This window comes from Lonsdalea britannica (assembly GCF_003515985.1).
In the GTDB taxonomy this organism is placed as follows: Bacteria; Pseudomonadota; Gammaproteobacteria; order Enterobacterales; family Enterobacteriaceae; genus Lonsdalea; species Lonsdalea britannica.
In genome coordinates, this window is record NZ_CP023009.1 from 797781 (window position 1) to 813304 (window position 15524).

General features: G+C 58.3%; 11 protein-coding genes. 4 read left to right on the plus strand and 7 right to left on the minus strand.

Annotation, left to right across the window (positions count from 1 at the left end; translation table 11 throughout):
- Positions 1 to 110: 110 nt before the first annotated feature.
- Both envZ and ompR read right to left on the minus strand, forming a co-directional pair.
- Positions 111 to 1481, minus strand: coding sequence for a two-component system sensor histidine kinase EnvZ (gene envZ, locus CKQ53_RS03820; RefSeq protein ID WP_085653846.1), 1371 nt, complete (start codon positions 1479 to 1481; stop codon positions 111 to 113).
- Positions 1478 to 2197 carry an osmolarity response regulator transcription factor OmpR gene (ompR, locus tag CKQ53_RS03825; RefSeq protein WP_026744242.1) on the minus strand — a complete coding sequence of 240 codons (720 nt, stop codon included), beginning with the start codon at positions 2195 to 2197 and terminating at the stop codon, positions 1478 to 1480. The genes envZ and ompR overlap by 4 nt, the downstream gene beginning before the upstream one ends.
- Positions 2198 to 2445: 248 nt before the next feature.
- Between ompR and greB the strand changes: the two genes are divergently transcribed.
- The 3 genes from greB (at position 2446) to poxB (ending at position 6981) form a co-directional block, all read left to right on the plus strand.
- Complete coding sequence (greB, locus tag CKQ53_RS03830) at positions 2446 to 2928, plus strand: transcription elongation factor GreB (RefSeq protein ID WP_085652863.1); 483 nt, start codon at positions 2446 to 2448, stop codon at positions 2926 to 2928.
- A 357-nt stretch (positions 2929 to 3285) separates the two neighbouring features.
- Entirely contained in the window at positions 3286 to 5028 is a 1743-nt protein-coding gene (gene olsF, locus CKQ53_RS03835) for a bifunctional ornithine lipid synthase OlsF (protein WP_085652862.1), read from the plus strand.
- A gap of 231 nt (positions 5029 to 5259) precedes the next feature.
- Entirely contained in the window at positions 5260 to 6981 is a 1722-nt protein-coding gene (gene poxB / locus CKQ53_RS03840) for a ubiquinone-dependent pyruvate dehydrogenase (protein ID WP_085652861.1), read from the plus strand.
- 21 nt (positions 6982 to 7002) lie between these two features.
- Here poxB and CKQ53_RS03845 read toward each other — a convergent pair whose 3' ends face one another.
- The gene (locus CKQ53_RS03845; protein ID WP_118894662.1) at positions 7003 to 8286 is read right to left on the minus strand and encodes a citrate synthase; all 1284 of its coding nucleotides are present in this window, start codon (positions 8284 to 8286) and stop codon (positions 7003 to 7005) included.
- 268 nt (positions 8287 to 8554) lie between these two features.
- On the opposite strand from CKQ53_RS03845, the gene CKQ53_RS03850 reads away from it, so the two are divergent.
- Positions 8555 to 10873, plus strand: a complete 2319-nt coding sequence (locus tag CKQ53_RS03850; protein WP_085652859.1) for a Tex family protein — start codon at positions 8555 to 8557, stop codon at positions 10871 to 10873.
- 427 nt (positions 10874 to 11300) lie between these two features.
- Here CKQ53_RS03850 and CKQ53_RS03855 read toward each other — a convergent pair whose 3' ends face one another.
- Genes CKQ53_RS03855 through CKQ53_RS03870 form a run of 4 tightly spaced genes read right to left on the minus strand, consistent with a single transcriptional unit; the run spans position 11301 to position 15451 of the window.
- Entirely contained in the window at positions 11301 to 12533 is a 1233-nt protein-coding gene (locus tag CKQ53_RS03855; protein ID WP_094118630.1) for an ABC transporter permease, read from the minus strand.
- The gene (locus CKQ53_RS03860; RefSeq protein ID WP_094118631.1) at positions 12530 to 13222 is read right to left on the minus strand and encodes an ABC transporter ATP-binding protein; all 693 of its coding nucleotides are present in this window, start codon (positions 13220 to 13222) and stop codon (positions 12530 to 12532) included. The genes CKQ53_RS03855 and CKQ53_RS03860 overlap by 4 nt, the downstream gene beginning before the upstream one ends.
- A 6-nt stretch (positions 13223 to 13228) precedes the next feature.
- Entirely contained in the window at positions 13229 to 13693 is a 465-nt protein-coding gene (locus CKQ53_RS03865; RefSeq protein WP_085652856.1) for a hypothetical protein, read from the minus strand.
- Between the two features lie 6 nt (positions 13694 to 13699).
- Positions 13700 to 15451 (minus strand): alkaline phosphatase, encoded by a 1752-nt coding sequence (locus CKQ53_RS03870; protein WP_094118632.1) that lies wholly within the window; start codon positions 15449 to 15451, stop codon positions 13700 to 13702.
- Positions 15452 to 15524 lie beyond the last annotated feature (73 nt).

Sequence of the window (15524 nt, forward strand, 5' to 3'; positions counted from 1 at the left end):
CGCCCTAACGATAATGAAAGGATAAGCCGGGAAACGAGCCTAACGAAGCGAAATACGCTTGAGGTATCGCCGGTCGGGAAACCGGCGATACAGGGGGAAAAACCTGCACTTTACGCGCTGGGGAGATTATCCGCGGCGGTGGGTTCAAGCGCCGTTCTGGCGTAGGTCAGCGGCAGGTAGACTCTGACCAGCAGTCCTCCCCGTTCGCTACTGCCCACTTCCAGCGAACCATGATGCGCATCGATGATACGCTGCACGATAGCCAGCCCCAGGCCGGTGCCGCTGGTGCTGCGCGCGCTGTCGCCGCGGACAAACGGCTGAAACAGATGTTTGAGATCTTCGGGGGCGATGCCTTCGCCGTCATCCTCCACCTGGAACCAGGCACGTTGAAGTTCGCTGCCGCTGCTGACACGAATCCAGCCATTACCGTAGCGCGTCGCGTTGACCACCAGATTTAGCGCCGCGCGCTTGATAGACAGAGGACTGGCGTTGACCATCAGTTCGCCGTCCCAAAACTCGCTGTCGATCTCACGTTCGTAACCGCTTTCCGAAGCGACCACCTCACCCAGAATAGTGTTGAGGTCGGCGATCTCCATCTGCATTTCCTGACCGGTACGCAGATAGTCGATGAACTGTTCGATGATGGCGTTGCACTCTTCGATATCCTTATTGATCGACTCCGCCAGATACTCATCCTCTTTGTCCATCATCTCCGTCGCCAGACGAATACGGGTGAGCGGCGTTCGCAAATCGTGGCTGACGCCCGCCATCAGTAAGGTGCGGTCGTCCGCAAGAAGCTTGACGCCTGCCGCCATCTGGTTGAACGCACGGGTCACCGATCGCACTTCGGACGCGCCATACTCCCGCAGAGGCGGCGGAATTATGCCTTTCCCGACTTGAAGCGCGGCGTGTTCCAATTCCACCAACGGTCGGTTCTGCACCCGGATAAACAGCCAGGCACCGCCGATCACCAACAGCATAATCGCCAGGGTATACCGGAAGAGCGGCGAGAAATCGCCCTGATGAATTTCGGTCAGCGGCACGCGCACCCAGATGTCGGGAGACAGCCAGGTTTTCAGCCACACGACCGGTGTATTTTTGCTGACTTCGACCCGCACTTCCGTCGGGCCGCCCAGCTGCTGCGCCATCTGCTGGCTCAGAAACTGATAGTGCTGCGCCCAGCGCAACCCACTCTCTTCCGCGGCGGCATTGGTGTACAGCGAAATGCCCAGCTCCCGGTAGATCTCACGCCGAAAGGCAGGTGGCACTTCCAGCGTAGAACCGTCTTCCAGCTGCAACTTGTCGGTCATCAACATCCTGACCTCATAGGCCAGCACCTTGTTGAACTGCTGCAAACTCGGCAGGATCGCGAAGTTCAGCACGACAAGATAGGTGGTCACCAGACTGACGAACAGCAGGGTGACAATCAGCAACAGCGTACGGGCGAAGGAGCTACGCGGAGAGAAGCGCCAGCGTCTCATGCCTTACTGCCGTCCGGGACGAAGACGTAGCCCAGACCCCAAACGGTCTGAATATAACGCGGGTGCGCCGGATCTTCCTCGACCATGCGGCGCAGGCGGGAAATCTGGACGTCAATGGAGCGCTCCATCGCGCTGTATTCGCGACCACGGGCCAGATTCATCAGCTTATCGCGAGACAAAGGCTCACGCGGATGGCTGACCAGCGCTTTCAATACGGCAAACTCGCCGCTGGTCAGCGGCATCGGCTCGTCGTCGCGGAACATTTCCCGCGTCCCCAGGTTCAGCTTGAATTTGCCGAAAGCGACAATCGCTTCTTCCTGAGACGGCGCGCCCGGCAGTTCGTTAGCCTGACGGCGCAGCACCGCACGGATACGGGCCAGCAGTTCACGCGGGTTGAACGGCTTCGGAATATAGTCGTCCGCGCCGATTTCCAGCCCAACGATACGATCCACCTCTTCCCCTTTCGCGGTCACCATGATGATCGGCATCGGGTTGCTTTGGCTACGCAAGCGGCGGCAAATAGACAGGCCGTCTTCGCCCGGCAGCATCAGGTCCAGCACCATCAGGTGGAATGACTCACGCGTTAGCAGACGATCCATCTGTTCCGCGTTGGCGACGCTGCGTACCTGAAACCCTTGTTCAGTCAGATAACGTTCTAATAACGCACGCAGACGCATATCGTCATCAACGACCAGAATTTTGTAATTCTCTTGCATTTTATTCTCCAAAGACGGGATGAACGCCTATGTTGATATTGTTCAAAACTTGTTAAACACTGGACAATCTTTTCTGGTATATATTCTAATCATAATTGTTACAAACCATATAAAAATACGTTGTAATCAAACATTTCCTTTGTCCATATTCGAAGATAATGACATATAGACAATATTAATTCCGTTATCGTTGATAGACGATTCGTCGTAACACCAGATTTAATAACATAGATTTTTAACCGAGACGTATGAAAACCGATCTTATTACCCGAGAAGGATATGAGTCCCTGCATCAGGAGCTCAATTACCTGTGGAAAGAGCGCCGACCGGAAATCACAGAAAAAGTCGCCTGGGCCGCCAGTCTGGGCGACCGTAGCGAAAACGCCGACTACCAGTACAACAAACGTCTACTGCGTGAGATCGACCGACGCGTCCGCTACCTGCGCAAGCGTCTGCAGGTAGTGCGCGTGGTGGATTACTCGCCGCAGCAGGACGGCAAGGTCTTTTTCGGCGCGTGGGTCGAGGTAGAAAACGAAGACGGCGACGTAAAGCTGTTCCGCATCGTCGGTCCGGATGAAATCTACGGCCGCAAGGACTACATCTCCATCGATGCGCCGATGGCGCGGGCGCTGCTGAAAAAAAGCGTCGACGAAGAGGCGGAGGTCCCGACGCCGACCGGGAGAAAAACTTGGTACATCAATAAAATCGCCTATGGTACGACAACCCCGTAGCGCCATTAACACGCATCCGCTTTCCACATATTCTCGCCGGGCGGATGCGTGAAAAGACATCGCTACCGCCAACGATAAAGTACCTGAGCGATGAATTCCCCGACGCCCGTTTCACGTTAGAAAATAATCCTCTCTCCGCGGAAAAACGTTTTTTTCAACGTCGCCGACACCTGTTATTTACGCTGACAGCGAAATAAAACGCGCAATATTGCGCCGCTGAATCACGTTATTTTTTCGGCAATAAAAGAACGCCCAGCACGCCGCAGAAAAAGCAAAATTACCGGTTTAATCTAGTCTGAAATATATGTGTCATTTTTATCACTTACCGTGACGCTTGTTGATCATGGAGATCCGAATATGTTCAGCTTAGACACCTTATTGCAGGATCTGGCTCCGCATAGACACACGCCGACCTGGCAACGCACGGTATTACGAACGCTGTTATTTGAGCAGGAAATGCAGCAGTTCGCCCAACGCAATCCCCACCTACGGGGGCTCGATCTGGTAGAAGAGATACTGGACTATTTCGACCTCAACTGTGAAATGGTCGAAGGCGATTTGGAAAACATCCCCAGCCACGGTCCGGTGGTTCTGGTGGCGAATCATCCCATCGGCTCGCTGGACGGACTCGCCCTGCTGCGCCATGTCGCCAGCGTGAGGCCGGATGTCCGTATCGTCGCCAGCCAGCTGCTTTCCTACGTAGAACCGCTGAAATCGCTGTTCTTCTCCGTCGACAACTTCAGTAACCGCACCAACCGTCAGCAAATCGCCAATATTCAAAATCATCTCAATCAGGATGGCGCCGTCATTCTGTTTCCGGCCGGAGAAGTATCGCGCATCAGTTTGCATGGCATTCGCGACGGCCACTGGCACAGCGGATTTATCCGGATGGCGGCCAAAGCGCGCGCGCCGATTGTTCCGATTCACATCAAGGGCCGCAACAGCGGACTGTTTTACCTTTCCTCCCTGATTTATCGCCCGTTATCCACGCTGCTACTGGTGAGAGAGATGTTTCATCAGCGCGGCAATAAATTAAGCCTGCGCATCGGCCCGCAAATCCCCTACTCGACCTGGAGTCAGGGTGAATGGCAGGCCAACGATATGGCGGCTCGTTTCCGTCGCCATGTCTACCGTTTAGGTCAGGGCAAGCCGGGCTGCTTCGCCGGAGAGAAGCCAATCGCGCTGCCGGAAGATCGGTCGCGGCTGAAACAGGCGCTGACCGAATGCGACGTGCTGGGCACCACCCCGGACGGTAAAACGATTTATCTCTATCAGCGCAAAGACGAAGACTATTCGCCGATCCTGCGCGAACTGGGCCGACTGCGTGAAATCGCCTTCCGCGCCGTCGGCGAAGGCTGTGGGCTGAGACGCGATCTGGACCATTTCGACGACCACTATCTCCATTTGGTGCTTTGGGATGAAGAGAAGCTGGATATCGTGGGGGCCTACCGTTTCACCACCACCGCCCACCGGGATCCGCATCAGCTGTACAGCCATAATCTGTTTCAGTACGGCAGCGAGATGGAGACGATACTGGCCAACGGCATTGAGCTGGGACGCAGCTTCATTCAGCCCAAGTATTGGGGCAAGCGCGGACTGGAATATCTGTGGCTGGGTATCGGCGCTTATGTGGCGCGCTATCCGCAGTACCGTTATCTGTTCGGCCCGGTGTCACTCTCCGGCACGCTGCCCATTGCCGCCCGGGATCTGCTGGTGGCGTTCTATCGGCTGTATTTCCCACCGCGTCAGCCGCTGGCTCGCTCGCGACGCCCTTACCCGGCATCGTTGCCGGATGTGCTGAAGCAGTTCGAGGGGAACGACTACCCGCAAGACCTCACGCGCCTCAAGAGTATGCTCAACAACCTCGGCTGCGCGATCCCCACGCTTTACAAGCAGTATTCCGAGCTCAGTGAAACCGGCGGCGTACAATTCATCGATTTCGGTATCGACCCGGACTTCAACAACTGCATCGACGGACTGGTGCTGGTGGACCTACAGCAGCTTAAGCCCTCTCGTTACCAACGTTATATTGCGCCGTTCGCTGTGGAACCCGTGATCCACGACGCGCCAGCAAGCGACAAAACCGACGCGCTGGGCTAACCGAGACACAAAGCAGGTACAGGGACTCGGTTACCTGCCCAGGCCCGGTGCTTTTCCTTTTTGCTCAGACATATACCGCTCAGACACCTGACGCCAGGCTGACAATCACAACATCAGTTCACAATTTTGACCATCCCAGCGCGCCCGTGCGGCGCGTTATTCATCTACGCTTTTTTGTACAGATACTGCCCATCGAAGAGATGCCCACGTTGTCATAAGGAGCGAAAGCCTATGAAGCAAACCGTTGCCGATTTCGTAGCAAAAACGCTGGAAAGCGCCGGAGTCAAACGTATTTGGGGAGTCACCGGAGATTCACTGAACGGACTCAGCGACAGCCTGAACCGCATGGGCACCCTCGAATGGATGCCCACCCGTCACGAAGAGGTCGCCGCTTTCGCCGCTGGCGCCGAAGCGCAATTGACCGGAGAACTGGCCGTTTGCGCAGGCTCTTGTGGCCCAGGTAACCTTCATCTGATTAACGGACTGTTCGACTGCCACCGAAACCACGTCCCGGTGCTCGCCATCGCCGCGCACATCCCTTCCAGTGAGATCGGCAGCAACTATTTTCAGGAAACTCACCCGCAGGAGCTGTTCCGTGAATGCAGCCACTATTGCGAACTGATTTCCAATCCTGAACAGCTTCCGCAAGTGCTGGCTATCGCCCTCCGCAAAGCGATCCTCAATCGTGGGGTGTCGGTGATTGTGCTGCCCGGCGACGTCGCGCTGAAACCTGCGCCCGAAGGCGCATCGACGGATTGGTATCCTATTCCGGCGCCGCGCGTGCTGCCGGAGGACAGCGAGCTGCACAAGCTGGCCGAACTGTTGAACGAATCCAAAAATATCACTCTGATGTGCGGCAACGGCTGCGCGGATGCGCACGATGACGTCGTACAGTTGGCCGCCACGCTACAAGCGCCGGTCGTCCACGCGCTGCGGGGCAAAGAGTACATCGAATACGACAATCCCTACAGCGTTGGCATGACCGGGCTCATCGGCTTTTCATCCGGCTACCACGCAATGATGAACGCCGACACGGTGTTGCTGCTGGGAACCCAATTCCCCTACCGCGCGTTCTATCCGACGGATGCCAAAATTATCCAGATCGACATCAATCCCGGCAGCATCGGCTCCCACTGCCGCGTCGATATGGCGCTGCTGGGCGACATCAAATCGACCCTGACGGCGCTGCTGCCGCTGCTGGATCAGAAGGACGACCGCCACTTCCTTGATAAAGCGCTGAAACACTATGTCGAGGCGCGTAAAGGACTGGACGATCTGGCGACGCCGAACGACAAACAGGAGATCCACCCTCAATATCTCGCCCAGCAAATCAGCCACTATGCCAGCGAAGACGCCATCTTCACCTGCGACGTGGGCACACCCACCGTTTGGGCCGCGCGTTACCTGAAAATGAACGGCAAACGCCGCCTGATCGGTTCCTTCAGCCACGGTTCGATGGCTAACGCGATGCCTCAGGCGCTGGGCGCACAGTCGGTCGATCCTAACCGACAGGTGGTGTCATTCAGCGGCGACGGCGGCTTTACCATGCTGATGGGCGATTTCCTGTCCGTCGCGCAGCTCAAACTGCCGGTGAAAATCGTGGTGTTTAATAACAGCGTACTGGGATTCGTCGCGATGGAGATGAAGGCGGGCGGCTATCTGACGGATGGCACCGAACTGCACAATCCCAACTTCGCGGACATCGCCAACGCCTGCGGCATCAAGGGCATCCGTGTGGAGAAAGCGTCCGAGCTGAACGCCGCGCTGGAAGAGACTTTCGCCCACGACGGCCCGGTGCTGCTGGATGTCGTGACCGCCACGGACGAACTGGTGATGCCGCCGGAAATCAAGCTGGAACAGGCCAAGGGCTTTAGCCTGTACATGCTGCGCGCCATCATCAACGGGCGCGGCGACGAGGTGATCGATCTGGCGAAAACCAACTGGCTGCGCTAGCGGGCCGCTAGCGCAAGACGGTCAGTCGTTTAAGGCGGAACGGAAGTCCCGCAGCGGCTGGCCGTTATACACCTGCCGGGGGCGATAGAGGGTCAGCCCCTGCTCATGCATCTCCTTCCAATGGGCGATCCAACCGCTAGTGCGCCCTACGGCGGCAATGACCGGGAACATCGCTGGCGGAAGCTTCATCGCCTTGAGGATCACCGCTGTATAGAAATCGGCGCTGGGGTAGAGTCGATGCTCAAGGAAATAGGCATCGGTCAATGCCACATGCTCCAGTTCCATCGCCACCTGCAGCAAGTCGTCGGCCATCCCCAGTTCATTCAGCACTTCATAGCAGGTTTTACGCAGGATCGCCGCGCGGGGATCAAAATGGTGATACACGGAGTTGCCGAATCCCATCAGTTGCATCGCGCTACCGCCCTCCTTCGCCCGACGCACAAATTCAGGAACGCGATCCACCGTTTTAATCTCGCCCAGCATTCGCATACAGGCTTCGTTCGCGCCGCCGTGTCGCGGCCCCCACATGGACGCCAGCCCTGCCGCGATACAGGCGAACGGGTTGGCGCCGGACGACCCGGACGCCCGGACCGCCATCGTCGACGGACACTGCCCGTGGTCGGCATGCAGGATCAGAATACGGTTCATCGCCCGTTCGAGGACGGGGTTCACCTCATAGGTTTCCGCCTGAATGGAGAACAGCATGTGCATGAAATTCGCGGTATAAGAGAGCGAATTCCGTGGATAAACCGCAGGCTGCTCAATGGAATATTTGTAGCTCATGGCGGCCAATGTCGGCATCTTCGAGAGCAGCCGCACGGCCGCCAGTTCCCGGTGTTCGGGTTCTTCCACGTTCAGCACATCGTGATAGAACGCCGCCAGCGCCCCGACGACGGCGCACATCAGCGCCATCGGATGAGAGTCCCGGCGGAAGCCGCTGCACATTCGGCTAATCTGCTCGTGGATCAGCGTGTGACGGGTGATCGTCTCCGAAAAGGCATCGTACTCCTTCCGTGAAGGCGCTTCGCCGTGCAGCAGGATAAAGCAGACCTCAAGGAAATCGCACTGTTCCGCCAGCTGTTCGACGGGGAATCCACGATGCAGCAGCACGCTGTCGACAGGATCGATATAGGTGATCGCGGACTCGCAGCCTGCCGTGTTGGCGAAGCCGGGATCGAAGCTGCATAGATCTTTATCGCCCAACGGGCGGACATCCACCGCCTCTCTTCCCATCACGCCGCGGCGAATCTCCAGCGTGATCTCCTCCTGCCCGCTCATCGTCAGCGTGGATGTTTTTACTGTCATGCCTCAATCTCCCGACCGAATGAACGCACTTACCCCGTCATACTGGCGTAGGCGGTCTAAAATCATTATGGCATCGCTGCCCCTTGTTCAATTAATACGCTAATTCAGCGTTAAGTCACAACAATCTGGCGGAATTTTGATGCAGGTAAACGTTCGCCGCAGCCCGCTGGCGCGCCGCGTCTGCGTCGGCTGGCATTTTTCGCCGTCAATCCGTATAACTATCGCAAGCTTTTACACCCCTTAATTGAAGACGAGTGATATCAACCTCATGAATGCCTCATTAAGCCATATCATCGCCCAGGAGCTGAGCGCCCGCACCGAGCAGGTCAGCGCTGCGGTTCAACTGTTGGACGAGGGAAATACCGTCCCTTTCATCGCCCGTTATCGTAAAGAAGTGACCGGCGGACTGGATGATACGCAGCTGCGTCAGCTGGAAGCCCGGCTGGGTTATCTGCGCGAGTTGGAAGATCGTCGCCAGACTATTCTGAAATCCATCGACGATCAGGGAAAACTCACCGACGATTTGGCGCAGTCCATTCGCACCACGCTCAGCAAAACCGAGCTGGAAGATCTCTACCTGCCGTATAAACCCAAGCGCCGCACGCGCGGTCAGATTGCTATCGAGGCGGGCCTTGAGCCGCTGGCGGACAGCCTATGGAACGACCCGTCCCAGACGCCGGAAAACGCCGCTGAAGCCTATATTGACGCCGACAAAGGCGTGGCCGACGTCAAAGCCGCGCTGGACGGCGCGCGCTACATCCTGATGGAGCGTTTCTCCGAAGACGCCGCCCTGCTGGCGAAGGTACGTGACTACCTGTGGAAAAACGCGCATCTGGTCTCCCGGATGGCGGAAGGCAAAGAGGAAGAAGGCGCGAAGTTCCGCGACTATTTCGACCATCACGAGCCTATCGCGCAGGTGCCGTCCCACCGCGCGCTGGCGATGTTTCGCGGTCGCAACGAAGGCATTCTGCAACTGGCGCTCAACGCCGATCCACAGTTCGATGAACCGCCGCGCGAAAGCTACTGCGAGCAGATCATCATCGACCATCTGGGCCTGCGGCTGAACAACGCCCCTGCCGACGGCTGGCGTCGCGCGGTCGTCAACTGGACCTGGCGTATCAAGGTGTTGATGCATCTGGAAACCGAGCTGATGAGCAGCGTGCGCGAAAAAGCCGAAGACGAAGCCATCAACGTGTTTGCCCGCAACCTGAACGATCTATTGATGGCCGCGCCTGCCGGAATGCGCGCCACGATGGGGCTGGACCCCGGCCTGCGCACCGGCGTTAAAGTCGCGGTCGTGGACGCCACCGGCAAACTGGTCGCGACCGACACCATCTATCCGCATACCGGTCAGGCCGCGAAGGCCGCCGCCAGCGTCGCTGCGCTTTGCATAAAGCATCAGGTGGAGTTGGTCGCCATCGGTAACGGCACCGCCTCACGCGAAACCGAGCGTTTCTTCCTCGATACCCAGAAACAGTTCCCGGCCATCAACGCTCAGAAGGTGATCGTCAGCGAAGCGGGCGCTTCGGTGTACTCCGCCTCCGAGCTGGCCGCGCTGGAATTCCCGAATCTCGATGTCTCGCTGCGCGGAGCGGTTTCCATTGCCCGCCGACTGCAAGACCCGCTGTCCGAGCTGGTGAAGATTGAACCGAAATCCATCGGCGTCGGCCAATACCAGCACGATGTCAGCCAGACGCTGCTGGCTAAAAAGCTGGATGCCGTGGTGGAAGACTGCGTGAACGCCGTCGGGGTGGATCTGAATACCGCCTCCGTGCCGCTGTTGACCCGCGTCGCGGGCCTGACCCGCATGATGGCGCAGAACATCGTCAACTGGCGCGACGAGAACGGCCGCTTCCTTAACCGTGCGCAACTGTTGAAAGTCAGCCGTCTCGGCCCTAAAGCTTTTGAACAATGCGCCGGATTCCTGCGCATCAACCACGGCGACAATCCGCTGGATGCCTCCACGGTTCACCCGGAAGCCTATCCGGTGGTGGAACGCATTCTGGCCGCCACCGAGCAGAAACTGCAGGAGCTGATGGGCGACTCCACGGCGCTGCGCTCGCTAAAAGCCAGCGAATTCACCGACGAACGCTTTGGTATTCCTACTGTGACCGACATCATCAAAGAGCTGGAAAAACCGGGGCGCGACCCGCGTCCTGAGTTCAAAACCGCCAGCTTCGCCGAAGGCGTAGAGACGATGAACGATCTGCTGCCGGGCATGATCTTGGAAGGCGCCGTCACCAACGTCACCAACTTCGGCGCCTTCGTGGATATCGGCGTTCATCAGGATGGGCTGGTGCATATCTCCTCGCTGGCGAACCGCTATGTGGAAGATCCGCATACGGTGGTCAAAGCTGGCGATATCGTCAAGGTGAAGGTGTTGGAAGTGGATTTGCAGCGTAAACGCATTGCGCTGACGATGCGTCTGGATGAGCAGCCGGGAGAAACCGGCGCGCGTCGCGGCGGTCAAGACTCAGCGCAGCCGCGCAAACCGTCCGCCAACAAACCGCGTCCGCGTGCGGCCAGCACATCGGCTGGCAACAGTGCGATGAGCGACGCGCTGGCGGCGGCGTTCAAAAAACGCTAACGCGACTAAGAGGGAGCACGCGACAGGCGTTCTCCCTCTGCGTTCAGGGTCGTCAATAATCCCCTATAATCTCCTAGTCCCATCACGCAAGGCAGCTTCAGCTTGCCGGCGACAATGCCAAACGCCCCGTCGTGGCTCATATCCAAACCCGCACAGTAGCAACACGCTGCATCGGTTCATTGCCGCTCGCACCACACTGCTCGTCAGGCCGCCTTTCAAAGACTTGATGATCGTGCCGTTGTCGAAAATGATATCCCGGAGATGGCGGCGAGTACGTCAGCATGTGAAGGTTTTCCTGAACGTGCTCGTTGAACGAATCGGTTTCGGTGAGGGAGAGGAGAACGTCAGATGAGAAAATATCGCCCGGCGAGCGCTCGCATCCTCCTGAAAACCGATGCGGCCCACACGGGCGATCGTGAAAGACGAATTACGCTTCCCGCAGCGCCTGCGCCGGAGAGTGTCGCCAGGACAGCATCGCAGGAACGGTCAATACCACCGCCGCGATGACCAGCAGTAGCAGCGCGAACTGAATGTCCTCCTCGCCGAGCGTGACCGGCAGCACAAAGCCGCTTTTCTCACTCATCACGACGGCGATCGCTTTCGCCGCCAGATAGCCCAGCCCGACGCCCGCTAGAATGCCTGCGCCGACCAGCAGCATCAGTCCGGACCAGACCAGTAAAAAGATTCCGGAACGCGGTGCGCCAAAGGCGCGCAGCGCGCCAATCTGTCTGCGGCGCTGATGCAGATGCAACACGGCGACCATCGCGACGGCAATGCCCACCAGCCCCTGGGTGCCCATCGCCACGTAATCCAGCAGCAGACGGATATCCCCCAGAATGCCGTAGAGTTTCACCAAAACCTCGCCGGGAAAGACCGCCAGCGTGCTGTCCGTACGGAACTGGGCGCGCAGTTGATAAGCCCCGGCAATGCTTTTCGGTTTAACCACGATGGCGGGTACGCCCGCGGGCATCCCGGCGTGATGCTCCTCCGCTTCGTCGCCATCGTGATGATGTTCGCCCTCTTCGTCGTGTTCATGTCCCGGCACGGCGATGCCATGCACCCGCCAGACCGCCGTGACCGGCACCAGTATGGCGCGATCCCAGGCGCTGCCGTCTTCCGGCAGCACGCCAACAACGGTGTAATGGACATGCTCGTGCGCGTGCGCGCCGCTTTCACCGACGCGGCCGTGGATCGGGCTAAAGGTATCGCCGGGTTTCAAGCCTGTATGCGCACCGACAACGGCGTCGAAATCCTGTTCAAACACCCGCCCGCTCTGGAGCGCTCGCTTGCCGTTATCGGTAACCAGCGGGGCCGTCGTTCCCACAACCGGCATCCCCTGATAGAAATCGCCGAACGCCACCGGCGCAGCCCACTCGACCAGCGGATGATGCTCCAGCGTGTCCAGCACCGCCGCCGGGATCAGCGTCAACGCCGACGGCTGGAGAAACACCGACGACAGCACCAGCTGCGTTTCGCTGCCCGGCGCGCCGATCACCAGATCGAAACGATCCGCCGCACGCGCGCTCCCTTGCTGTAACGCTCGCTCCTGCAGGTTTACCGCAATGCTCAGCGCCGTCGCCAGCGCGATCAGCAGCATGACGACCAACATACCGGGCCACAGCCTGCGCATATCAGCGCCTAATAACGTCCAGGGGATCATGCCGTTTGCTCCTTCTTTTTCTCATCCGACACGATGCGCCCCTGTTCCAGCCGGATGCAGCGCGCCATCCCCTCGGAGAGCTGACGATCGTGCGTGACCGTGATCAGCGTCGTGTGAGTGTCCCGCGCCAGCGCGATCAACAGCTCGGCGATCTGTTGGCCGTTATGACGATCCAGACTGGCGGTCGGCTCATCGGCGACGATCATGTCCGGCTCGCCCAGCAGCGCTCGCGCCACCGCGACCCGCTGTTTTTCACCGCGAGACAGTCGTTCCACCACCCGCTTTCCGGTATCCAGTCCCACGCGGTCCAGCAGCTCCGCCGCCCGCATTTTCAGCGCGTGGGGAATCCGCCAATGGTGAAAGCGCGCAGGCAGTAAGACGTTTTCCAGCGCCGACAGACCGGGAAATAAATGAAAGTCCTGCATGACCAAACCGATATGGCGGGCGCGCCAGCGGTCGCGGCCCGCTTCGCTCAGGGTTAGCAACTCCTGTTGGTCCCACCGCACCGATCCGCTGGCCCGTCCGTCCAGCCCCGTCATGACGTTGATCAGGGTCGTTTTGCCCGATCCCGACGGCCCAACGATAGCGACCCGCTCGCCTTCCGCAATATGAAGATGCGGAATGTCCAGGACCGGCTCCGGCAGATCGGGGAACCTCACCTGCAATTGCGTCATCTGTATCATCGCCATCGGCTCCTAAGGCGTTTTGAAGTGCGCATCGCGCAGACGTAACAAGCTGACGAACCCGCTGTCCGGATCGGTCCACGACCCATATTCCAGTACGCCGTCCACCTCGATAATGGTGTTGTTCTGCACGAAGGTCTGCCGCTTGCCGAGATAAACCACCACGATGTCTTCCGGCCAGTCGGCATCCGACGAACAAAACGGACACAGCGCCATCGGCATTTTGGTCAGGACGAAAAACTGCGCTTCTGCCTTTAACGGCGGCGCCATGAATCCCCGCATTTTCACCCGTTGGCCCGCCAGCGTTTTCACATCGTTGGAAAACTCGGCCCCCAGCACGCCGAACGACGCATACAGTTTGTCGAACGAGAGTTCAGGCACCGAAGCCGCCCGCACAGGCTGCATCACGCTTAGGGAAAAAATAAGCAGGAACAGCGGGGCCATCAGCCCCGCCGCAAAACGTGTTAACCGTGACATAACACGCTATTTCTTCGTAGTGTTGCGGGCATCGATAGCGAGCGCATCGACGATGACCCGGAACAGCTGGGTGTTATCCATATAACCGCGGATGGCTTCGCCGCCGGGACCGCTGGCCTGAATCACCATGTCGTCCACGGCGTGCACGCCGGTATCCACCGAACGCGGCAGAATGCCTTCGCGCAGTACGGCGCCGGGTACAGAGGCGTAGGCCTTATTGGCGACGTATTCGTCTTTCTCATTCTTCACCGACGGGACGAACGTGCCATCCAGCTTCGGACGGAAGGTTTCGTAGTAATCCGGGTAGTTGTTAAAGAAGACCGCCAGGCGTTTGGAAACGTTGACGTCATCCGGATAGCCGTCTTTGTTGGCATCCTGATAGTTCGGATAGCCCGCTTCTTCATAAACGCCGACCTTTTCACGCATTTCGGTTCCCGGCTTGTTGTCGTCCACCGTACCGATAATGGAGATACCGTGTGTGTGGTCACCGGTCACGATGATCAGCGTATCCGGATGGGTTTCTACGAATTTCTTCGCCACCGCCACAGACTGGTCAAGCATGATGGTGTTATAGAACGCGCGCTCCCAGTCCAGCGGATGTGAGGCTTTGTCGATCAGCGCCGACTCCACCATCAGGAAGAAGCCGTCTTTATTTTTGGACAGCACATCCAGCGCCGCCTGCGTCATGTCAGTCAGGTCCGGCTGATGGGGGAATTTCCTGGCGACGTCGTTTTTCAGGAAGCGACGGTCCAGCACGCCGTCCATGTTGCCGGTATGGAACAGCCCCAGCAGTTTGGTGGCGGTCGCGGCGTTCTGCTTCAGCGTCTTCGCATCCGTCGCCAGCGTATAACCGGCCTGCTGGAATTTCTCGATGTAGTTAATATCGTCTTTACGCTTCGAGCCTGGAATGCTTTTTGGCAGGAAATACGCGGAGCCGCCGCCCAGCATCACCGTCGGCTGGACGTCGTAAAACATGGACGCGATTTCAGCCTTGTCGGCGCGACGACGCGTGTGCGACACCACGGCGGCCGGCGTCGCATCTTCCAGTTCCGCATCACTGACGATGCCGAGGGCCATGTTGGTCGAGCGGGTCACCAGCTCTCCCAACGTTTCCTGTTTAGGATGTTCGAGCGAATTTTTACTGCGGCTGACGTACACCCCGATCGCGTTGACGCCGGATTTGTGGCCGGTCATATAAGCGCTCATGGTATTGGCGCTGTCCGCCGCAATGGAGTCGGTACTGGACGTACCGGCGAACGCCATATATTGCAGATCGTCAATCGCCAGCTTTCCGGCGGCCTTCCCTTCCGTTATCCCTTTGGACAGAATGCGCGCCCCGGTCCGGTGAGCGACAGACAGACCATCGCCGATGAACAGGATCACGTTCTTCGCCTTACGCGTTTCTGGGGCCGGATAAACCTCCCAGCTCACTTTGGCGGTCTTGCCTTTGGCCTGCGCCTCGACGTCATAGTGGCCCGCCTGCGCCAGACCGACATCGCGCACCCACACGGTGGACACGGGGGCGCCGTCTTCACGTTCAACAAATGTGGCCTGTTTGCCCAGCACCTGTTGGTAATCGCGGCCGTTAATTTGAATGCGGATATCTTCCGGCTTCAACACCTCGTCGAATTCGACTTTAAAGTCGAAGCGACCGCCCGCTGGCATCGTCGCGCGGTCGATGGGATATATCGTCTGTGCGTGGGAAAAGCTCGGCAGAGCTGATGAAATCAGAAAGGGAAGTAGCCAACGGAGTTTCATTCTAGGTTATGTCCTTCGCAGTTAATCAGGGTCCGGACATAAGCTAGTGATGATTTCTTACATTTTGATGAAC